At 40.1% G+C, this 23,763-nt stretch carries 12 protein-coding genes; 7 read left to right on the top strand and 5 right to left on the bottom strand.

Features of this window, described 5'->3' with window-relative positions; genetic code table 11:
* Positions 1-109 precede the first annotated feature (109 nt).
* The 5 genes from AC5JMK_RS08915 to AC5JMK_RS08895 all read right to left on the bottom strand — a co-directional run bounded on the left by AC5JMK_RS08915 (position 110) and on the right by AC5JMK_RS08895 (position 5,636).
* Positions 110-1,369 carry a glycosyltransferase family 2 protein gene (locus AC5JMK_RS08915; protein ID WP_495909907.1) on the bottom strand — a complete coding sequence of 420 codons (1,260 nt, stop codon included), beginning with the start codon at positions 1,367-1,369 and terminating at the stop codon, positions 110-112.
* A 186-nt stretch (positions 1,370-1,555) separates the two neighbouring features.
* The gene (locus AC5JMK_RS08910; RefSeq protein WP_495909906.1) at positions 1,556-2,026 is read right to left on the bottom strand and encodes a DUF2141 domain-containing protein; all 471 of its coding nucleotides are present in this window, start codon (positions 2,024-2,026) and stop codon (positions 1,556-1,558) included.
* A gap of 9 nt (positions 2,027-2,035) precedes the next feature.
* Positions 2,036-3,043, bottom strand: a complete 1,008-nt coding sequence (locus tag AC5JMK_RS08905) for an NAD-dependent epimerase/dehydratase family protein (protein ID WP_096676962.1) — start codon at positions 3,041-3,043, stop codon at positions 2,036-2,038.
* A 126-nt stretch (positions 3,044-3,169) separates the two neighbouring features.
* Positions 3,170-4,348 (bottom strand): ABC transporter permease DevC, encoded by a 1,179-nt coding sequence (gene devC, locus AC5JMK_RS08900; RefSeq protein WP_096676961.1) that lies wholly within the window; start codon positions 4,346-4,348, stop codon positions 3,170-3,172.
* 88 nt (positions 4,349-4,436) lie between these two features.
* Positions 4,437-5,636 carry an ABC exporter membrane fusion protein gene (locus tag AC5JMK_RS08895; RefSeq protein ID WP_096676960.1) on the bottom strand — a complete coding sequence of 400 codons (1,200 nt, stop codon included), beginning with the start codon at positions 5,634-5,636 and terminating at the stop codon, positions 4,437-4,439.
* An 841-nt stretch (positions 5,637-6,477) separates the two neighbouring features.
* Between AC5JMK_RS08895 and AC5JMK_RS08890 the strand changes: the two genes are divergently transcribed.
* The 7 genes from AC5JMK_RS08890 (at position 6,478) to AC5JMK_RS08860 (ending at position 23,758) form a co-directional block, all read left to right on the top strand.
* Positions 6,478-7,827 carry a ParB/RepB/Spo0J family partition protein gene (locus tag AC5JMK_RS08890; RefSeq protein WP_096676959.1) on the top strand — a complete coding sequence of 450 codons (1,350 nt, stop codon included), beginning with the start codon at positions 6,478-6,480 and terminating at the stop codon, positions 7,825-7,827.
* A gap of 771 nt (positions 7,828-8,598) precedes the next feature.
* The gene (locus AC5JMK_RS08885) at positions 8,599-8,877 is read left to right on the top strand and encodes a hypothetical protein (protein ID WP_096676958.1); all 279 of its coding nucleotides are present in this window, start codon (positions 8,599-8,601) and stop codon (positions 8,875-8,877) included.
* 269 nt (positions 8,878-9,146) lie between these two features.
* The gene (locus tag AC5JMK_RS08880; protein ID WP_495909905.1) at positions 9,147-14,594 is read left to right on the top strand and encodes a beta-ketoacyl synthase N-terminal-like domain-containing protein; all 5,448 of its coding nucleotides are present in this window, start codon (positions 9,147-9,149) and stop codon (positions 14,592-14,594) included.
* Between the two features lie 104 nt (positions 14,595-14,698).
* On the top strand, positions 14,699-15,235 hold the full coding sequence (locus AC5JMK_RS08875; protein WP_096676956.1) for a peptidase associated/transthyretin-like domain-containing protein: 537 nt from the start codon (positions 14,699-14,701) through the stop codon (positions 15,233-15,235).
* Positions 15,236-15,375: 140 nt separating this feature from the next.
* Positions 15,376-17,115: an SDR family NAD(P)-dependent oxidoreductase gene (locus AC5JMK_RS08870; RefSeq protein WP_096676955.1), complete on the top strand. Its 1,740-nt coding sequence runs from the start codon at positions 15,376-15,378 to the stop codon at positions 17,113-17,115.
* 209 nt (positions 17,116-17,324) lie between these two features.
* The gene (locus AC5JMK_RS08865; protein ID WP_495909904.1) at positions 17,325-21,932 is read left to right on the top strand and encodes a PfaB family protein; all 4,608 of its coding nucleotides are present in this window, start codon (positions 17,325-17,327) and stop codon (positions 21,930-21,932) included.
* Between the two features lie 164 nt (positions 21,933-22,096).
* On the top strand, positions 22,097-23,758 hold the full coding sequence (locus AC5JMK_RS08860) for a PfaD family polyunsaturated fatty acid/polyketide biosynthesis protein (RefSeq protein WP_096676953.1): 1,662 nt from the start codon (positions 22,097-22,099) through the stop codon (positions 23,756-23,758).
* The last annotated feature ends 5 nt before the right edge of the window (positions 23,759-23,763 follow it).

Here is a 23,763-nt window from a genome sequence, read left to right as displayed (position 1 = left end):
GATGGGGGAAGCATCCTAAATGTTTAAAAAACCCGCCTGCAATTGAAATCGCAGTCTCATCGCTCAAGTCTGTTGAAGCTGACTGCTTGATTTATTTGAGTTTAGATGTTTACAAAGATACTTTGCTGTCAATGGGTTGGTCTAAGATTTGATAGGGGCGATATTCAATCAGACGAATGTGCCAAGGCCCTTTGATTTGGTAGGTGACGCCGCGCCAGGTAACTTTTGACATCCAAAAAGATAATGTAAGTGCAAACCCATAAAACCAGTGTGTTAGGGGTATGCCAATTAACATTTTGACTACCGTGGCTGGTGACAATTTGGTTTTGATTGTTGTGTTGTCGCGAATTATCGGTCTGACTCCGATTTCTAGGGCGATCGCCAGTAACAACAATGCCACTATATAGCTACCATAGCTAATGAAAGCTAAAGCCGCAGCATCCCATTGTTGCATCCATAACGCTGCTACAGACAACACCAACAGCAGATTCGGAAGTAGTACTGTTTGCAATGCATCAGCAATTACCGCCCACCACTGGGGATGATAAAGGCGCGAAGACAACATCTGACGCTTTGTCCAGTCAAATAATCTCGGTAAATCACACTCTTCACGATTGAGAATCAACAGAGATGGTACAAACTTTACCTGAAATCCATAATTTGCCAGAACTCTGCGGATCATAGTATCGTCAGTATAGGCTCTTGCCCATCTCTCTAGTAGTTCGGTTTCGTGAATCACTTCTGTTTTGAGTGCTAAACTACCCCCCCAAGGAATGCGGTACAAACTCATCTGCACAACAGCAGAGGAATTCCAGAAATACCGCACCAGTGAACCCCAATATTTACCTGTGGGTAAGTACCAGCGATTACCAGTAGTCGCTCCTACTTTCGGATCGGCTAGAGGGCTAACTAATTCGCGTAACCAGTTGGGATGAACTATCGCATCAGCATCTACAAATGCAACTACTTTGTAGGATTCATCCAATTCTGAGACAGCTTGGACAATAGAACTGCATTTGAGGCTACAGTTATATCGTCTGATACTCAAAGGGCTAATTTGGACATTAGTTGCATCAAGTGAGGCTATAGTTTCGGTAGCAATTTTCCAAGCTGGATCTTCACGATGATCGATAATTATCTTTAAATCATATTGTGGATAGTTTTGTTGCAGAAGTGATTCTAAACAATTGGGTAGAAACGGATCGCTTCCCCGCAAACAAATAATAACTGCTGTTTTCGGAAGCTGTTCATCTGGTAAGGAATTTCTGCGATGCGTTCTTAATGTCCATAAAAAAGCTAAAGTCACAAATGTTTGAATTGCCAACCAACTTAGCAACATTCTAGACAGAGATATCGCCAATTCTTTCATTGGTGAGGAGTGTGTGTGAGGAGTGAGAGATAGAGAGATTTTTTTGAACGCCAAGAAATTTATTTCTTAGCTAAGAGCCACTTCATCGAATTACTCAGTCATATTGAGATGACTTTTACTAGAAGCCTGGAACTTTATTTCTAGGCATACTTATAGTCAAGTACAAGATATATAACAAAAAAATTATTATTGCTCTAATCCATATTTCATTTCAATGTTGATGGTTGTATTTTTTTGTAATGGGAAACTTGCTTTATTGAATTTTGGTGTGCCAGTTATGATTGATACGGTTGGGTTATTAGAAACTCCAAAACCTTCTTGTGGAATGCCTAAAAAATCTTGATTGAGTTTATAATCTCCGTTTTGATCATCAACAACAGCAACTGCATACTTTCCTGGTTTTAAACCAATAAATTCTTTCTTTACGGAACTTCCTGTGATTTTGGTACAGCCGCTTTTTACACCACTAGTCTCACTCATAGGAAATCCTTTTTCACTCGCATATACTTTCAGACAAATCTGACCTTTTTGGTGTTTGATACCATTTACTACTACAGTTAGTGTGGTTGTAGGTTCTGCCTGCACTGTATTAGACAAACCTATACTTACCAAACTCAGAAGTAGAAATGTCAAAAATTTAGAAGCTCTCGTTAGCATTATTTTCACCTAACCATTCACAATTTTCTTGAGGTCTGTTTTTTTCACCCATTCCTGCGTTAAACGCATTCCTTCCTCTAAATTAACTTTGGGTTCATAGCTTAAATTTGTGCGTGCTTTTTCAATTGAATAAGCATAGGGACGAGTCATAAAATCTACGGCTTCTGGTAAGATATCAGCTTGTTTACGAAAGAGCTTTTGTCCTTGGTAGCGCAGCTTAAGAAATAGTTTGAGTTCGTCTTTTGGTAGTGAAAAAGGTGCTGGCAAACCTGACATTTCTGCCAAGCAAGTAAAATATTCCTTCCAAGTAGTTTCTTGTCCGTCGGTGATGTTGAAAGTTTCGCCGTAGGTTTCTTTTTCTATTGCTAAAAATATAGCTGTAACTAGGTTATCAATATATACGTGATTGATGATTCCCATTCCATCACCAGCATAGGCAAATAATTTTTGCCGCATCATGATTAATGGTCGGACTATCCAAGGAATACTACCTGGCCCGTAAACATCACCTGCTCTAAGAATAATGATGCCAAAATCTGGTGGATTATTCAGTTGTAAAAGTGCTTTTTCAGCTTCTATTTTTGTCTGACAATAGGGATTATTATCTCCTGAAAGTGGTCCTTCTTCTGTGATGTGTTTAGGATAATTAAAGCCATAAACTAATCCACTGGAGATATAAACAAAGGTTTTAACACCAGCATTTTTAGCTGCTTTAGCAATGTTGATAGTTCCATCAACATTGACTTTGCGAAATTCTTCTAGAGAACCACCTTCTTTGGCAATTTCATCTGTATGTACAACTATATCTACTCCCTGACAAGCTAATTCGGCAGTAGTAGAATCGGTGATATTGCCAATGATGACTTTTGTGCCTAAATTCTGTGCTTTTTTGGCTTTATCTGTGGTACTTTGCATTCCACAGACTTTCATCCCGTTGGCGATCGCTAATTGAGCAGTACGCAAACCGATAAATTCGCCAATTCCAGTGATGAGGATAGTTTTATTTTGCAAGTTCATATTTGGATACAAATTATTTGAGGAGTGTGAGGGATGAAATACCAATTACCAATGACTATTGTATAGACGTGTAGACGCTCGTAAGAGCGGCTTCTCGTAAGAGTATAATTGCGTCTCTACTAATGACTAAAAAATATCTGCGGGGTCTGTGGAGCGCAGTTTATTGATAGCTAATGCACCAGAGGTCATACACATTAATATTGTTGAGATGAAAACAATTACTGCATTTTGAGGAGTCATCATGATGGGTAGTTTAGTGGCTTCCATAGCGAAATCATATATGAATATAGATAGAAAAAACCCTGGAATATAACCTAAAACTGACAATATAAAAGCCTGTTGAAACACAACATTTAATAAGTAATTGTTTTCATAACCTATGGCTTTTAAGGTTGCATAAGCGACGAGTTGAGTGGAGATATTACTGTAAAGAATTTGATAAACAATTACCACACCAACAACTGAAGCCATTGAAAGCATGAGATTGAGTATGAAACCAATGGGTGTTCTCGTAGCCCAATATTCTTTCTCAAAATCAATAAACTCTTGGTGAGTAAAAAGTTTCACGTCGTTGGGTAAATTAGCTCGCAATTCTGCTATTACTTTTTGAGGATTAGCACCTGGTTGTAGAGAAATCACACCGACATCGATCATTTCTGAAGGACGGCTGTCAGGAAATATCCTTAAGAAAGTTGTGTCACTGACTATCAAGTTTCCATCCACACCAAAAGATGGCCCTAAACTAAATAAACCACCTAATCTAACTCTATAACCTCTTAAGGAATCAAAGGGAAATATTTCTAGTATTTGTTCGGTATTTTCCTGAACAAATTTCTTGGCAACTGGCCCAAATTCTGGGCGAGAATTGCGGTCAAAAAGTACGACATCAGGAATTTTAATTTTATCTATATTCTTCTCAACCTCTGGCATATTCATGATTGGTCTTCCTGGTTCAAAACCAATCACATAGATTGAATATTTCTCGCCGTTTTCGGGGTTCTTAAATTTAGCAAATCCCAAATATATAGGACTAACTGATTCTACACCATCAAACCCCAAAGCTTGATACAATCTAGTCCGAAAGAAGCTTTGAATTGCAGTCAAAGATTTGTATTGAGCGCTGACTAAAAATAAATCGCCTCGGAGATTGCGATGCACCTGGGTAGCACTGGAGTAGAGAGCATCTTGAAATCCAAGTTGCATAAACATCAAAATTACAATAAAACCAATGCCAGCTACAGCTACTAGAGAACGAATTTTGTTTCTGACTAGTTGCAACCATGCCAGAGGAATTTTAAACACCATGATTTGGTAATTGGTAATTGGTAATTGGTAGTTAGTGGTTAGTAATTAGTAGTAAAAAACTAGCCTAACTACTTTGTTTTGTGGGTGGCTAAATTTTAATAGCTACATCTACTTGTAAGTTGGTTAAACCTGAGATTTGTTGGCTATCTGCTGGGTTATCGAGGCGGATTTTGACTTCAACGACTCTGCGATCTGTATCTGCACCAGGGTTGACACTTAAAATATTTTGTCTGTCAACGAGTAAACCGATTTCGCTCACGGTTCCTTGTAATTTTTTGCCAGGAAAGGCGGTGCTAGTAATGATCGCTTTTTGACCTATACGTACTTTTTGAATATCTGTTTGGTAAACTTCTGCGATCGCGTACATTTGAGAAATTTTACCAATCTCTACAATACCGTTAGTGGCGACTACTTCTCCTGATTTGGCATGAGTTTTCAAAACTTTACCACTGACTGGAGATTTTACGTAAGTTAATTCATGCTGGGCTTGTGCTTGTTTCACAGCAGACATCGCACTCTTGAGTTCGGCTTGTGCTAGGCGCACATCTGTGGGACGCACCTCTTTTATACTTCCTAGTTTGGCTTTAGATTCTCTGAGTTGTTGTTGGAGAGTATCAACAGTGCGTGTAAGGGCTGCTTGACCTTCAGTTAGTTGCTGTTGCAAGGTCTTCAGTTGCAACGCTTTGCTCTCTGCTGTTGATGCGGAAATTGCACCTTCTCTATATAGTTGTTGATAGCGGTTGTTTTCGGTTTCGGCATTTTGTACTTGGGCTTGGAGACTGGCGATCGCTGCTTGCTGAGTGGCGATCTCTCCTTGTAATTGCCATTCTACCTGAGCGATCGCTGCTTTTTGAGCATCAATATCGCCTGTTTTTGCGCCAGCTTTCACCTGTGCTAGTTTAGCTTGAGCCACTGTCACGCTGTCTAAGGCTTGTTGTACAGCCACAAGAGTACGCGTGTATCCTTCCAACAACGCCACTACTTGACCTGCTTTGACTTGATCTCCTTCTTTTACCAACAGCTTTTCTACTCGTACGCCAGTTAGTGAACTTGGAGCAGACAATTGAGTGATTTCGCCATCAGGTACAATCCGCCCTAAAGCAGTCACAGCAACTCTTGCAGGCGCAGCTTTCACAGGCTTTTGTGGTTCGTTTTGAACTTGGGAGCGAAGCAATAACAAACTGAAGAAAGACACTAAGCCCGTAGCAAAAGCAATGGAAACCGCCAAAAAAATTCCCCACCTAGTTAAAGGTTTTGCGAAGAACAAGTTTTTCTTGTCTGCTGTCATATTTTTGTTGGTTGATATTGATAGTTGATTGTTGATAGTTGATTCTTAGTTGTTGGTGCTTGAAATACCAAACAACAAACAATAAAAGACTAACAATGACTGCGAGAAATTACAGTTATCAGTTATCAGTTATTAATCGATTCTGGGAATTACACCTGTTTTTCTAACTGTTCACTGATTAATAGAAATCCTTACTAATGACAAATGACAAATGACGACCCTCGTCAATTAGCTTCATTTGTGCCGACCTAATTAAATGTAATTGATTGCACAATCAACAGCAGCCTTACACCAAAATTTTCTCAATTTTACTCTTGGTAGATATCTGGTAAAGTAGGCCCTGAACAATAACACTACTAATTTGGAAAACTTTTACGTCGAAAAAGAATCTGAGATTAAAACGAAGCGGCAATGATATGGATATCCAAAAACTCGCCTTCCAATATGGCAAAAAACTTTAATGTTGTCAAGCAGGGGATTGGAGATCGGGGATTGGGGGCGAAGAGGTAATAGGGATTTGGGATAAGGGATTGGGGATGAGGACTAGTCATTTATTTATTATTTATTATTCTTTCTCACTTTTTCACTCCCCACACTCCCCACACCTCCTATCGCTATGGGGAACTTTTTTAAGAGCATTGGCTTCAATAAGGCTGTAGGAAAAAAAGTAAGAGCAAGCAAATTTATTTGTGGAATCAATCTCAAATCGAATGGCCGTAAAGCATTAAGACATTTTCATCAGAGTTTTCATAAAATTAATGTTTTTGATCGCACTGGTGAAATAAAATCGGGTTTATCGTCTTGCGGGTATTCTGACTGACGACTTAGAAAAACAGTAATTATGCCTAAGATATCTATAGACAAAATTAAAATTGGTGTGAATCGTCGTCCATTAAATGGCGAGAAAGTTAAGGATTTAAAAGAATCTATTCAAGCAAATGGTCTTTTAAACCCAATCACCTTAGATCAACATTACAACTTAGTTGCTGGATTGCACCGTTTGACGGCTTGTCAGATGCTGGGTTTAGAAGAAATTGAGTGCAATGTTGTTAATTATGAAGATGCTGAACAATCTCGTCTAGCGGAAATAGACGAAAATTTGATCCGCAATGAGTTAGAACCTCTCGAACGTAATGAACTTTGGCTGGAACGGGAGCAAATTCTTCAACGGATGGGACTCAGAGCAAAAGCAGGAGATAACCAATATACTCTCAAAGGTAGTGCAACCATTTCACCACCTGCCAAGACTACCAAGGATATCGCCAAAAAAACAGGTTTCTCTGAACGTACTTTGCAGCAAGGCTTACAGATAGCTAAGGCTATTCATCCGGAAGTAAAACAGCTCATTAAAGAAACACCATTAACCAAAAGTACTACGGCTCAGTTAGAAATAGCCAGAACAGCTACTGCTGAACGTACTTTAGCAGAACAAGCTGAAGAAGCTGCACAATTAGCCAAAGCCAAGGGAGAAGAACAAGAAGCTGAACGACAAGCACAATTAGCAGCAGAATCACGAGCCAAGCAAAAGGAGTTACAGTTATTAGCCTTCAAAAGTGCGATCGCTCAAAAACAAGCAAAGTCAGCTGTTAAAAAAGTGCCAAATCGTTTAGAACAGCCAGATCCCAAAACAACCGTTATTTTCAAAGAACCGCAAGTCAAATTTGGTGATGAATTAGTGCTGGGTAGGCATTTAGTTTATTGTGGTGATACCAGTAGTAAAGATTTTAGACAACTATTACCATCGAATGCAGCTTTGGCGATCGCCACTCTATCGCCCACTTGGAACCATGATTACTTGGTTGATGAAGCAAGAATTGTTGCAGTATTACGTTCCCAAGATCAAATTTATGAGTTTTGCAGCCAGACTCGGATGCCTTATCAGTATGAATTAATTATTAGTAACCTGTATATTGGCATTTTTTCTCATCAATCTATACCTAAACCGCAAACACCAATTCATATTGAAGGTATAGAGGGAATAATTAATTACCTGATCAACTTTTATACAAGTCATCAAGATCAATTTGTCATTGCTCCATTTATGGGAAATGGTGAAATTTTGAGTGCTAGTGAAAAGATGGGGCGTATCTGCTTTATCGGAGATCATAACCCAGAATTAGTCAGTCGCGAAATTATCCGTTGGGAAAAGTGGACTGGGAAAAAAGCCAACATCGCTGTGGGGATGGGGTAATGAGGGAAGGAGATTTGGGGGATAAGGGAGAATGACTAATGACCAATGACTAACAACAAAATGTAAATAAATATTGACTTTAATAACCTCTTAATATGTCTAGTTTAGTTTTATTAAAAAATCAGCATCATTAATAGCTGAATCATCAGCTTGTCATGAAAAATATACTGATGTTTACTTATTGCACAATTTTTTTGATGACATTGTTAATTTAATTCCAAAATTAATAATTGATTGAGAGTATTTATTAATATAATTACGAAATATAGGATTGCTATTTGATTTGGAGAAAAGTTAGTACACTTCCTATTCTCAGTTAAGAGTTCCCTTTTCTACTTTTTCACTTGAGGTAATAGTAAGAAATGCTACTTTTTAATAATTGTTCAAGTTTGTAATTATATTTTTTCTAAAATTGCCTCCTACGAACAATCCAGTTAATGCTGGCTATGCTAATCTTGGTATTAATTGTCGTTCTTTTAGGCAACAAGGCTTATTAGTTAGTGAATAATTAATTGAGAGTACATAACTACGCACTAAAAAAAGTCCCTATGCCATCATTAATGATTCAGTAAGCGAACAGTATTAAACGTAAAATGCTAACTATTGGAATTCAATCAAAAAGCACCTTTAGCTTTCTACCTTCTAGTTAGTTCAATTATTTTTCTAATTGCTTATGAATTCAAATGAAAGGAGATATTTTTCGGTAGCGAATTTGTCAAACATTGTTTGACATAATTCATAGAATATATTATCTTGGAAGTCGAAACTGCTATGGCATTTATCAAGATTCAGAATGTTATTCTTAACACCAGCTACATTGCCGCAGTTAAGCTAGATAATCAAACTGGCTCAGAAGTAAAAAGCGTTTCTGTTCTGTTAGTTACTCCTAAGTTTTCAATATTCCAGTGTGAAAGCATCTCCCCCAATCTCCATAATTACGAATGGATAGAGTTTACGGGTCAGGCAGCTAACGCACTGCAAGACTACTTTACTAGTTACAACAACGTCATCGACTTATTACCACAATCTCATGAGTCAAGCGTTGTGTAATATTTTTGATCTAATTGTAACAGACACAAGCAAAATTATTTTCATCGAGTGAACCGATTTGAGATTTGCGATTTGCGGTTTTAGAATTGAAGTTCCAAAAACTATTAATCCAAAATCCAAAATCCAAAATTGCCAGGGTGACATTTGCCTATTAGGTGCTGATGTCAATACAAGTATTTAGCCCTTGTGCATAAGATAACTGCTGCATTAATTCGCTACAGAAACTGTAGCAGTTATATCATCCACATTACCAAAATTAATCATTTTCTATGTCTGCTCATTCAATTGAGATTGCCTTAGCGCAATTGGAAGAACAGATAAACAATTGTGAAAAGGCAGTGGTGAGGTTTCTTGAGGTCAAAAAAAGGATGTCGGATAAGTCTATGGGAATCGAAAAAATAAACAGAAAATTGCAGCATAATCCTATTGCTATTATTGGTATGGCTTCTTTATTCCCCCAAGCGAAAAACTTGCGGGAATATTGGCAAAATATTGTTAATAAACTTGACTGTATAACCGACATTCCACCCACCCATTGGAGTGTGGAAGATTACTACGATCCAAACCCCAGAACACCACAAGACAAAACTTATTGCAAAAAAGGCGGATTTCTACCTCATATTGATTTTAACCCCATGGATTTTGGGATTCCACCAAATATTTTAGAAGTTACAGATGTCTCACAACTGTTGGGTTTGCTAATTGCCAAACAGGCGATGGAAGATGCTGGTTACAGCGAAAACCGGGAATTTAGTCGCGAGACTGTCGGTGTCATCTTAGGATCAGCAGCCCTAAAATTAGGGATTCCCCTGGCTTCGCGTTTGCAATATCCAATTTGGGAAAAAGCCCTCAAAAGTAGCGGCTTATCTGATGAAGATACCCAAAAAATCATTGAGAAAATCAAAAGCGCTTATGTCAAGTGGGATGAAAACGCCTTCCCCGGAATGTTAGCGAACGTCATCTCTGGACGGATTGCTAACCGTTTGAATTTAGGCGGAATAAATTGTACAGTTGACGCTGCTTGTGCTAGTTCCTTCGCAGCCTTGAAAATGGCAGTTAGTGAATTAGTCGAGCATCGTTGTGACATGATGCTGACTGGTGGCGTTGACACTGACAACTCGATCACAGCTTATATCAGTTTTAGCAAAACACCGGCGGTAACTCCTAGCGGCGTCGTTAGACCCTTCGATACCCAGTCTGATGGCATGATGTTGGGTGAAGGTATCGGTATGGTTGTTCTCAAACGCTTAGAAGATGCGGTTCGAGACAACGATAAAATCTATGCAGTCATCAAGGGTATCGGTACATCCAGCGATGGACGTTATAAAAGTATTTACGCCCCTCGCCAAGCCGGACAGGTACAAGCATTGCGCCGCGCCTACGAAGATGCAGGCTTTACACCCGAAACTGTTTCCCTGATTGAAGCCCACGGTACAGGGACTATGGCGGGTGATCCAACCGAATTCGGATCTTTACGAGAATTTTTCGGAGAACATAGCTCTAAAAGACATCACATCGCCCTTGGTACAGTCAAATCCCAGATCGGACATACAAAAGCGGCGGCTGGTGCGGCGAGTTTGATCAAAACTGTTTTGGCACTCCATCACAAGATCCTACCAGCTACAATAAACGTCACTGAACCCAACCCCAAACTTCAGATCAAGAATTCTCCCTTCTATTTAAATACAGAAACAAGACCCTGGATTCGCTCACAAGGAGAAGCGCCAAGACGCGCGGGTGTCAGTTCCTTTGGCTTTGGTGGTACAAATTACCATGTCGTTCTGGAAGAATACGAAGGCGAACACAACCAAGCTTACCGCTTGCACACTGCACCTAGTGAAGTAGTCCTGTTTGCTCAAACTCCGGCGGAGTTATTAAGCAGCTGTCAGGAAACTTTAGTTCAATTGCAGTCTGAGACAGGTAATAAGAATTATATAGAATTGCTCGAAGCTTGCAAAATCAAAGAAATTCCCCAGAGTGCTGCTAGGGTTGGTTTTGTCGCTGAGAATAGCGCTGAAGCTTGCAAGTTACTGCAAATTTGTATCGACTTGCTGAAAAACAAACCCACTGCGACATCCTGGGAACATCCCCAAGGTGTTTACTACCGTGCTTCTGGTATGGAATTAGCCGGAAAGGTAGTAGCTTTATTTTCAGGGCAGGGTTCGCAATACTTGAATATGGGTCGGGAATTAGTCATGAATTTCCCGGAAATGCGGAATCTGTATGGCTACATGGATAGCTTGTTATGCAAAGATAACTTGCAGCCACTATCTGAGATAGTTTTTCCCCATCCCGTATTTGAAGAGACTGAAAAGAATGCTCAAGTTGCAGCATTACAAAGGACACAATATGCTCAACCAGCAATTGGGATGTTGAGCGCAGGGATGTATAAAATCCTGCAAAAATCTGGATTTAAGGCAGATTTTATCGCCGGACACAGTTTTGGTGAACTAACAGCATTGTGGGCGGCGGGAGTGTTGAGTGATGCAGATTATTGCTTGCTTGTGAAAGCACGAGGACAGGCAATGGCAGCGCCCCAAGATCCCAATTATGATACAGGAGCGATGCTGGCGGTCAAAGAAGACCTGAGTAAGGTAGAAGCTGTAATCAGGAATTATCCCCAGGTAGCGATCGCCAACTTCAATTCACCCCGCCAAGTCGTATTAGCAGGCCCGACCAACGCGATCACCCAAGTCAAGGATGCACTGCAAAAACAAGGATATGCAGCCGTTTCTTTACCAGTATCCGCAGCTTTCCACACACCGCTAATTGCTTTTGCTCAAAAATCCTTTGCGATCGCAATCAAAAATGCCAACTTCCAAATTCCCCAAATCCCTGTTTTCACCAACGTCACAGGTAAGGAATATCCCCAAGAACCAGCAGTCATTCAAAAAACCCTCGAAACCCACCTTTCTAACTCTGTACTATTCAAGCAGGAAATCGAAAATATTTATGCTGCTGGGGGTTACTGCTTCGTAGAATTTGGGCCGAGAAATATTCTTACCAACTTAATTAAAGATATCTTAGGCGATCGCCCCCATATGGCGATCGCACTCAACCCCAGCGCCCAAAAGAATAGCGATCGTTCTGTCCGCGAAGCCGCCGTACAACTGCGGGTTGCAGGTATGTCTCTGAAAAACCTCGACCCTTACCAACTACCGCCAGTAATTGCCGAAGCGCCGAAAAACAAAGGTTTGAACGTGAAATTATGCGGTAGTAACTACGTATCAGACAAAACGAAAATGGCATTTGAGCAAGCATTGCAGAATGGGCAAACAGTGAAATTGCCACATAATTCTAATTTTGCTCCCACAAGTGCGATCGCATTGCCACAAACTAACGGTACTAAGGGTACTAACGGTACTAACGGACACAGCAAACAACCCCACTTGCTACAAGACACAGTTCAAAAGGTTAAAACAGAAGGGGTAAAAAGCAACAGTAATTCCCAATCTCTAATCTCCACCTCTCACACTCCCCACACTTCCCCCCTCTCACCTAAGTCAGTTCTGGAGTCAAAAATGCCAGAAATCCCAGATAAACTTGTAAATTACCAAAGAGTTTTAGAAAGCTTAGAGTACGTCCTGACACAATTTCAACAAAATCAAGGCGAGAATTTACAAGTTCATTCCCACTATCTGAACCATCAGATAGAATATGCCAAAACCTTTTTCCAACTCATGCAGCAGCAGAATTCTCTGCTTGCTAACGGTAAACATTCACCAGATGCAGCCCAGCTAAAACCAAGCATCATTGAAAGCTTAGACCGTAGCATGATGCAGTTTCACGCCCAACAAGGTGAAACCCTACGCATTCATCAACAATATCTCAAAGATCAGATAGAATACACCAAAAACTTCTTCCAACTCGTTCAGCAAGAATACTCTCAACTCATCAGCGAGGGTGGAACTACTCAACCAGTAATTTCTGCTCAGGTAAGTGTACCTGCTAAAGTAGAAATTCCTGTTCCCCCCGTTACTAAAATCCAAGAAACTCAAACTCCTGCTGTTAAAGAAGAAAGTTCAGTTCCAGCTAGTGTCAAGATATCAGAAAGTAAGCCCCAAGCTGTAACTGAAACTGTAATTCCAAACGGTACAACAACCGTAAAACCAGAAATTCCTCCGACCATCAGCGCACCACCGCAACCAGTAATTACTCAAGAACCACTACCACCAGCAACATCAGCACCAACTATTGATTTATCTGAGTTAGATCAAACCCTGCTAGCCATTACCAGTGAAAAAACTGGTTATCCCATCGAGATGTTAGAACTCGATATGGACATGGAAGCAGACTTAGGGATTGACTCGATCAAACGAGTAGAAATCATGGGTGCATTGCAAGAAAAATACCCCGACTTACCCAAGCCAAGTAATGTAGAAGAACTGGCGGAACTACGTACCATTGGTCAAATCGTCCAGTATCTACAATCGTTAGTTTTTACCCCCGCGTTGGTAGAGGAGAAGGGGGACACGGAGAATACAGGTGAAATACTCTCCGCGTCTTTGCGTCTTCCGCTCACCGAGTCTTCTGAAGAGTCACCGCATCTCCCTCTCTCCGCGTCTTCAGAAGTGTCTTCAGAAGCTGTACCTGAATTCAGTAATGACTCTTTCGCAGTTCGCACAAGTGTTGCAGTCGCCGAACCAATCATCAGTGTTACTGAAACAGCGACTCCCGCAATAGAGATTGACTTAAGTAACTTAGCTGAAACCCTGTTAAATATTACTAGCGAAAAAACAGGTTATCCAGTCGAAATGCTAGAACTCGACATGGATATGGAAGCAGACTTGGGGATTGACTCGATTAAACGGGTAGAAATTATGGGGGCGTTACAAGAACAGTACCCCGACCTACCAAAACCGAGTAATGTGGAAGAATTAGCAGAACTACGCACCATCGGTCAAATAGTTGAGTACCTCCAGAAACTAGCTGGAGCTGAAAAAAAAAAGCAGCAACATGAACCTGTTAACCAGCCAGATGAGTTAGTACCCAACGTCCAACGTCGTCCAGCCAAGCTGCAAATTCTCCCACCTCCCGACTTTTGGGAATTTCCCATACCAGAGGGACACATCGCCTTAATTACCGACGATGGTTCCCTGACTACTACCAAAGTTGCAGAATTACTCAGCCAACGGGGATGGAAAGTAGTAATTTTAAACTTACCTCCGTCCCTAGTTCCCGAAAAATCGCCCTTACCAGCAGGTGTGAATCGTGTTATTTTACAAGACTCAACAGAGGAACATCTACAACAGCAACTAGCAGCGATCGCCACTAATTACGGTAACGTTGGCGCATTTATTCACATTCACCCAGTCTTTCAGGCTACCCACAACGATAAGATTGCTTATTTCCCAGAAGAAAAAGCGATGATTAAGCAAGTCTTCTTCATGGCGAAACACCTGAAAAAATCCCTCAATGCAGCAGCCAGTTACGGACGCAGTTGTTTCTGTACCGTAGCACGTCTAGATGGGGCTTTTGGAGTTGAACACAAAATCAACTTTGGGGCGATCGGTGCAGGTTTATTTGGATTAACCAAAACCATGATTTGGGAATGGCCAAAAGTATATTGTCGGGCAATAGACCTTAGTCCTGATCTTAACGCCGAAACTTCAGCACAACACATATTTGCTGAACTTCACGACCCCAATCGTTATCTTACTGAAGTAGCCTATGGTTCACAAGGAAGAGTAACCTTGGTTAGCGTACTTGATAAATAGGAAACAGGGACATAAAGACATAGAAGGGAGAAAGTTTGAGATCATTTCTCCCTTGTCTCCCCATCTTCAAAATCTACTTCCATTTCTCATATGCGACAGAAGATATGTCCAAGCATCAAACAATTACTTTTCTCGGTCGCGTTGTTGACCAAAAAAAACAAGCCCCCATTAGTAGGGCGAAAGTTTTACTAACATATGCAGGTAATTCAGTGATTACCTACACAGATTTGGAAGGGATATATCGACTAAAAATTAACTTTAATAACAGCAATTATTTGCAGGCACAATTATCTATTCAAGCCAATGGCTACAAAAATTATAACTCTTCAATAAAATTATCACCAAAACAAAAAGACCTTGGTGATATTCGATTAGTTGATCCTAATTCTAATTTGAGTTCATCTTCTAATATTAAATCTAGTTCTAGTTCTACTAGTAAATCAAGCTCAGGTTCTAGTTCCTCTACTAGGAATAAATTAAGTGCAAGTTCTAATTCAGAATCTCAAGAAAACAGTTTTGTTCCTTTACCAATAATAATTGCTGTCATGATGGTGATGTTTTTAATAATGGCGATCGCTTTCAAAAATCCGCCTCAAAAATCTCCTACAAATCAACGTAATCCAGTTAATTATAACTACTAGTATTTCGATTTTTTTATAAAACCGATACAAACAGATGCTTGAGCAGTATTACTAGTTTGTTTATTGGTGAGTAGTTAAGAAGCAAATTTTACTAATCATTCATATTTTGTAGTTAGTTAGTCTCTGCGAGAGGATAAATTATGATTACAGCAACTCAGATTCGCCCTACATCTGTTTTTTTGGTTAGTGGTGGGGCTAAAGGAATTACGGCTAAGTGTACAATTAGATTAGCACAGCAGCATCCTTGTAAATTTATTTTGCTGGGACGTTCGGAAGTTTTAGAAACAGAACCTGATTTTGCTCAAAATTGTTTTGATGAAGCAACATTAAAAAAACGCATCATGGAATATCTTCTTTCCACTGGAGAGAAGCCCACACCCATGAGTGTGCAGAAATTATATAATCAACTAGCATCGAGTCGAGAAATTCAAGAAACATTAGCAGCAATTCAACAAGCAGGTGGACAAGCTGAATATATTAGTGTAGATGTCACCGATACTTCAGCTTTAAATCAAAAACTTACAGCGACTGTTGAACGCATAGGTGAAATTACAGGTATCATTCACGGTGCTGGTAATTTAGCCGATAAATTAATCGAAAAGAAAACCGAACAAGACTTTGAAAAAGTTTATACAGCCAAAGTTCAAGGACTAGAAAATATTTTAGCTTGTGTCAAACCCAATCAGATTGAGCATTTAGTTTTGTTTTCTTCCGTAACTGGTTTTTACGGTAACATCGGACAATCTGATTATGCGATCGCTAACGAAATTCTTAACAAATCAGCCCATTTATTCAAACAACAATATCCCCAATCTCACGTTGTTGCAATTAACTGGGGAGGTTGGGATAGTGGGATGGTGACACCACAATTGAAAAAAGAATTTGCGCGTCGGGGTATTGATATTATCCCAATAGAAGCTGGGACACAAATGTTAGTTAGAGAACTGCATAATGCTAATCACAATACCACACAAGTTGTGATTGGTAGCCCCATGCCTACACCAGCTGCGCCTTTAGATACTGAACTCCACACCTATCGTATCCGTCGCAAACTGACACTTGCAGCAAATCCCTTTTTACAGGATCATGTCATCGCTGGGAATCCGGTTTTACCAGCTACCTGTGCAGTTTCATGGATGTCTGATGTCTGTGAAAAATTATATCCAGGCTATAAAGCATTCAGTAGCACAGATTTCCGTATTTTTAAAGGAATCACCTTTAATGAAACCCTAGCTGATGAATACATTCTCGACTTACAAGAAACATCCAAAAATATTGATAATCACGAAGTAAATATATTGTGCAAAATCTGGAGTAAAAATCCCGAAGGTAAAACCATATATCATTTCAGCACACAAGTTAAACTCCTGCGTGATATTCCGCCAGCCCCTATTTATGAGAAACTGAACCTCACAGAAGATAATATCATTACCACCACAGGTAAAGACTTTTATCAAACAGGAGAATCAGCATTATTTCATGGTCCAGCATTTCAACAACTTAGAAGAATCATAAATATTAACTCCGAAAAAATAACCGTCGAATGTTGTTGGCAAGAAATCGACAAAACCAAACAAGGACAATTTCCAGCATATTGGATCAATGGATTCACAACCGATCTAAGCACCCATCCTTTGTGGATTTGGCTAAACCATTACCATCAAGAAATTTGCTTACCAGGACAACAAGAAAAATACGAACAATTTGCCAAAACTCCTTATAACCAATCTTTCTACGTCTCCTGTGAAGTCAAAAGTAAAACCCAAACAGGTGTTATTGCTGACTTCTTCGTACACGACAAACAAGGAAAAATTTACTCCCAACTTCTCGGAGGTAAAGGTATAATTTTCCCAGCAAAATTAATGCAGCCAAAATCCTAAACACCAATTATATCATGTTTGCTTTTATTACTTATACTGTCGCATAGGCTGGTAATTGGTAATTGGTAATGGGAAAAATAAATGACCAACAGCCTAGCAGTTTATTGTAAGCAATTAGCCGAACTTGATATTAAATATTCACTCATAAAAACCCTGCATACCCTCTGTAACACTCTGCGTTTAAAGCATTAAGACTTAGGAGTTCCCCCGTGGAAAAAATAGCAATTATTGGATTTTCATGCCTATTTCCCAATGCCAAAAATCCAGAAGAATTTTGGCAAGACCTGATTAAAAAAAAAGATTCGACATCATCTCTCACCTCCCAAGAAATCGGAGTCAATCCCCAAACATTTTACGAACCAAGTAAAGGAAAAGCAGATAAAATCTACTCACTCAAAGGTGGATTCATCCGTGATTTTCAATTTGATCCTACAGGCTATAAACTACCAGCCGAATTACTAGAAAAACTAGATAATACCTTTAAATGGTCACTGCTTGTTGCCAAACAAGCTTTACAACATAGCGGTTATCTAAATCAAGAATCTATTCTCTCTCAATGCGGAGTCATATTAGGTACACTCTCTCTCCCTACCAAAGCATCTAATCAATTATTCGCACCAATTTATCAACAAATTCTTACACCAGCGATCAGAGAACTATTACAACAGCAAGACTTCGATTTAGCTACTTTAAATTCATCTGCTCAAGCCTCATTTTACAATGCGATGATCTCAGGCTTACCAGCAGCAATCATCGCCCAAGCTTTCTCATTATCAAATATTCACTTTTGTTTAGATGCTGCTTGTTCATCACCACAATATTCTATCAAGTTAGCATCGCATTATCTGTGGACAAATAAAGCTGATTTGATGTTAGCAGGTGGTATCAGCTGTGCAGATCCGCTATTTATTAGAATGTTGTTTTCTGGTATTCAAGGATATCCCGAAAACGATGATATCAGCCGTCCCTTAGATAAATTATCGCGGGGGATGCTGACTGCGGAAGGTGTGGGGATGGTGGTGCTGAAGCGATATAGTGATGCTGTTAGAGATGGCGATCGCATTTATGCTACCATTACGGGTAACGGTCTTTCTAATGATGGTCGGGGTAAACACTTACTCAGCCCCAATTCCAAAGGACAAACCTTGGCTTTTGAACGCGCCTACCAAGAAGCACAAATCAATCCTAACAATATAGATTACATGGAATGCCATGCGACTGGCACATTGTTAGGCGATACTACCGAATTTCAATCTATAGAATCATTCTTTGGTAAATATCAAGCCACACCTTTACTCGGTTCTGTAAAATCTAACGTTGGTCACTTGCTGACAGCTGCTGGCAGCGTTAGCTTAATGAAAGTGCTGATGAGCATGTCTAATGGCGTAATTCCAGGCACAATCAATATTACAGAACCGATGGGTACAGACAACAATGTTGTCTCACCGCAACGCATTGTTACCAACACCAGCAATTGGCCGGAAAATCAACCGATAAAACGCGCTGCTATCAGTGCGTTTGGTTTGGGTGGAACTAATGCCCATATGATTTTGGAAGAAGGAAATACAACAGAATCAGTCACACCAGAAAAATCTCTGCACCCCGCTAAACTCGCTATTATCGGCATGGATGCCTTTTTTGGTGGCTGCGATGGTTTAGATGCTTTTGAACGCAGTATTTACGAAGGTAAACAACATTTTATTCCTCTACCACCCCAGAGATGGTACGGAATAGAAAACCAAGCAGAGTTACTGAAAAAATACGGTTTAGCTGACGGTAAACCACCATTAGGCGCGTACATTACAGATTTTGAAATCGATACAGTTTCCAGCAAAATTCCACCGAACGAACTAGAAAAACTCAATCAACAACAATTATTATTATTGAAAGTTGCCGAACGTGCCTTAAAAGATGCAGGCATTAAAGAAGGTGCAAATGTATCAGTAATAATTGCCGCAGAAACAGAATTTTCTGCACATCATTTACAGCAAAGATGGAATTTAGATTGGCAGATTAAAGAAGGTTTAATTGCCGGAGAAATTTCTCTACCAACCGATAAAGTTAAGCAGTTAGAAACTATTGTTAAAGATGGTATTCACCATCCCGTTGAAAGCAGCGAATATGTAAGTTACATCGCCAATATTATGGCGAGTCGCATTTCTTCGCTGTGGGATTTCACAGCGCCTGCATTTACCATAACGGCGGGTGAAAATTCCACTTTCAAAGTTTTGGAAGTTGCCCAACATTTACTCATAACCGGGGAAGCAGATGCTGTACTTGTGGGTGCAATTGATTTAGCTGGTGGGATGGAAAATGTATTATTGCGTAATCAAAGAACAGCAATTAATTCTGGTGCAAATACCCTCAGTTATGATCAAAAAGTCAATGGCTGGATGGTTGGAGAAGGTGCAGGTGCAGTAGTTTTAAAACTGCATGAAACTGCCAAAAAAGAGCGCGATCGCATTTACGCAGCCGTTGATGCAATCAGTTTTGTGCAAGATCGTCTGGGTGAGAGTAATTCTCAAGCCGTTCACCAAGTTAGCCAACAAGCTTTGTTAATGGCGGGTATCAAACCATCTGACGTTAACTATTTAGAAGTTTACGGTAGTGGTAATAAACAAGAAGACGAAGCCGAAATCACAGGTTTACTTAGGGCTTATCCAGGAAGTGCAAATGATTTAAACTATGCAATTGGCAGTGTTAAAGCTAATATTGGTCATACATACACTGCATCAGGAATTGCTAGTTTAATCAAGACTGCTTTGTGTCTTTACTATAGATATATTCCAGGTACACCAAATTGGAGTGGAGTTAAAGATCAGGTACAAGCGGGAGTGAATTCTCCCCACACTCCCTTCTACGTTGCAACAGAATCAAGACCTTGGTTTCTCGACAAACAAGCGACAAAAAGAATTGCTGCTATCAATAGTATAGGAATAGATGGCAGTTATGCTCATGCCATCTTATCAGAAGAACCAGAACAACAAGAACGCAGCAGCAAATTTTTGCAGCAAACACCCTTTTATTTATTCCCAATCACTGGACGCGATCGCACAGATTTACTTACCCAACTTGACGCCCTGGAAAACACCGTCAGCAACGGTACTTCTCTCGCCAACGCTGCTAATTTAGCTTTTGCCAACTATAAACTAGATTTAAGTGCAAACTACATCCTAGTAATTCTGGCACACAACCAAAACGAACTCACCAGAGAAATTGCAGCCGCCAGAAAAGGTATAGATAACGCCTTTACCAAACAACAAGATTGGCAAACACCACTAGGTAGTTACTTCACAGCCAAACCATTGGGTAAACGTGGGGGAATTGCTTATGTCTATCCAGCAGCAGTCAACTCTTATCTAGGTATTGGGCGTAATCTGTTCCGTCTATTCCCGAATATCCTCGACGACATCGCCATTAAAGAACTACAAAACCTTGTCGCCGATATCTCCCCCATCGTCTTTCCCCGAAGCTTAAATAAACTTTCATCTCGCCAACTTGAAACCAAAGAACAGCAATTTCTCGATGATCCTCTAGCCATTTTCGATGTAGACATGCTGTTTACCAGATTCATCACCCAAATCATTCGCGATCAATTCCAAGTCAAACCCGAATTTGTCTTTGGTTACAGCTTGGGTGAAACCAGTATGATGTCTGCAACGGGTGTCTGGGATAACTTCACCCAAGGAATCCGCGCTCTCCACGACTCATCCCTATTCGCCGACAGATTATCTGGTGCAAAAACAGCCGTTCGCCAGTATTGGCAATTACCACCAACTCAGGATAATAATTTCTGGGCTAACTATGTTCTCATGACAACCCCATCGCAAGTCAGAGAATACCTCAAATATGAGAAGCGCGTCTTCTTAACCCAAATCAACACACCAGAAGAAGTTGTCATCGCCGGTCAACCAGCAGCTTGTGAAAGAATCATTCAAATATTAGGCTGTAACGCTTTCCGCGCCCCCTTCGATCACGTGATCCATTGTGAGGCGATGGGTTCCGAGTATAGTGAAATCGCCAGAGTCAACACCCTACCCATCCAGAAAAACCTACCAGATGTTACCCTCTACTCTGCTGCTGAGTATGGTCCAGTGAGAATAGAAAGTAGTGTGATCGCCAACAGTATCGCCACAGGTTTATCCCAACAACTAGATTTTCCCCGCCTAGTCAACCGAGTCTATGATGATGGCGCGAGAATCTTTATCGAAACTGGTGCAGGTAATATTTGTTCACGCTGGATAGATAAAATTCTCGACAGCAAACAACACATTACCATATCCCTGAATCGCAGAGGTTTAGACGATCATTCTGGTATTGTCAGAGCTTTAGCAAAACTCGTCAGCCATCAAGTTTCTGTTGACCTGTTACCACTCTACACCCAGATAACAGAAACTAGTAAAAAATCCAAACTCACACTCAAAAAAGTCACCCTGGGTGGACAAAGCATAACTGACAAAATTTTAACAGAAGAAAACAAACAACTCTTCCGCAACATCTCCATAACTACCAAAAAACCTCAACCCATCAATCCTCCTGCGACTCAACCGGAAAAAATGCCGCTACAAAATATCATGGATAACAGCTTAGAGCCAAAAGCAGAAGTACAATTTGTTGAGTCAACAGCAAATCCTGAGATCATTATCCAACCCATTACCCTCCTCAATCAATCTCATTACCAACAACTAAACACCAATAATTTCCAAGTTCATAAAACCCATGACGCTTTCTTACAATCTCGTCAGGAATTTAGCCAGCAAATCAGCGAACTGATTCAATTACAAATCGCTTGTGTTGAAAATTTACTGAGTGAGTAAAAAACCGCAGAGAAGACAGACAGAGGAATAGGAGAATGCGTAAGCCATATAACAACTCCTTCTCTCCTCGTTCCTCTGCGTACTCTGCGATTAATTCAAAAATACTTTCAACTAGGATTGCAATATAAATCAACTCCTAATAATTATCTTGAGGAATCACTACGGTGAAAACAATAGATGTGGTACTAGAAAATGGTCTTGAATTTTATGGTTCTCCTTACAACTTTAATCAAGTATGGAAAGGTTCCTTAGATTGCGTAGCTTTTGATCCTACTACAATCAAAGAAAAACTCCTGGCATTAGATCAACCTTGTTATATCGTTAAACTTGACAATAAAATTGGTGTCACCAACGACGGTTATTTGTCTCCGCTTGATAATGGGAAAACAGGACAAATTGAACTGTTGATGGTGATTCCACCGATCAGATTACAACAATTAGGAGACCCCAATTTTCTCGCTTTTCATGGTGTGAAATATGCCTATACCACTGGTGCAATGGCTGGTGGAATCGCCTCAGAAGAAATGATCATTGCTTTAGGAAAAGAGGGAATTTTGGCTTCCTTTGGTGCAGGTGGTTTACCGCCAAATCGCTTGGAAATAGCTATTAACCGCATCCAATACGCCTTACCCAATGGGCCTTACGCTTTTAATTTAATTCATAGTCCTAATGAGCCTGCACTAGAACGCGGTGCTGTAGATTTATATCTCAATTATGGCGTAAGAACTATAGAAGCTTCGGCTTTTTTAGATATTACTCCCAACATAGTTTATTACCGTGCCGCAGGATTGGGTGTCAATTCAGCTAATGAAATTGAAATAAAAAACAAAATCATTGCTAAAATTTCCCGCCGTGAAGTTGCAACTAAATTTATGCAACCAGCGCCGCAAAAAATGCTGCAAGAATTGGTTACACAAGGATTAATTAGTGAATTACAAGCAAATTTAGCAGCTAAAATTCCCCTTGCTGATGATATTACAGCAGAAGCAGATTCTGGTGGTCATACTGATAATCGTCCACTGGTTTGCTTGCTACCTTCGATTGTGTCTTTGCGGGATGAAATTCAGGCACAATATAAATATGAAAAACCTATCCGAGTCGGAATTGCAGGTGGAATTGCTACACCACAATCTGCTTTAGCTGCTTTTATGATGGGTGCTGCATATGTGGTGACAGGTTCAATTAACCAATCATGTATTGAAGCAGGAAGTTGTCAGCATACCAAACAATTGTTAGCACAAGCAGATATGGCTGATGTGATGATGGCCCCAGCCGCAGATATGTTTGAAATGGGGGTAAAACTGCAAGTTCTCAAACGCGGTACAATGTTTCCTCTCCGCGCTCAAAAGTTATATGAAATATACAGAAATTATAACTCAATTGATGAGATTCCGACTCAAGAAAGAGAGAAACTAGAAAAACAAGTTTTTCGTAAGCCACTTGCTCAAGTTTGGGAAGAAACAGCTTCTTATTTATCCCAGAAAAATCCAGAGAAATTGGGGAAAGCTGTGAATAATCCTAAATTGAAAATGGCGCTAATTTTCCGTTGGTATTTAGGATTATCTTCTCGCTGGTCTCATGCTGGAGAAAAAGGTCGAGAAGTTGATTATCAAATTTGGTGTGGCCCAGCAATAGGTAGCTTTAATGACTGGGTACGTGGTTCTTATCTAGCAGATCCAAATCATCGCCGCGTCGTGGATGTTGCTAATCATCTAATGATCGGTTCTACCTATTTATACCGAATTCAAAGTTTGAAAACTCAAGGGCTGCAAATTCCAAATTACTACAGCCAGTACATACCTGTGAATTCTACATTGGAAGTCTAAATATG

This window comes from Pelatocladus sp., assembly GCF_059505505.1.
The sequence above is the reverse complement of the archived record's forward strand: the minus strand, read 5'-3'. Positions and strand labels throughout refer to the sequence as shown.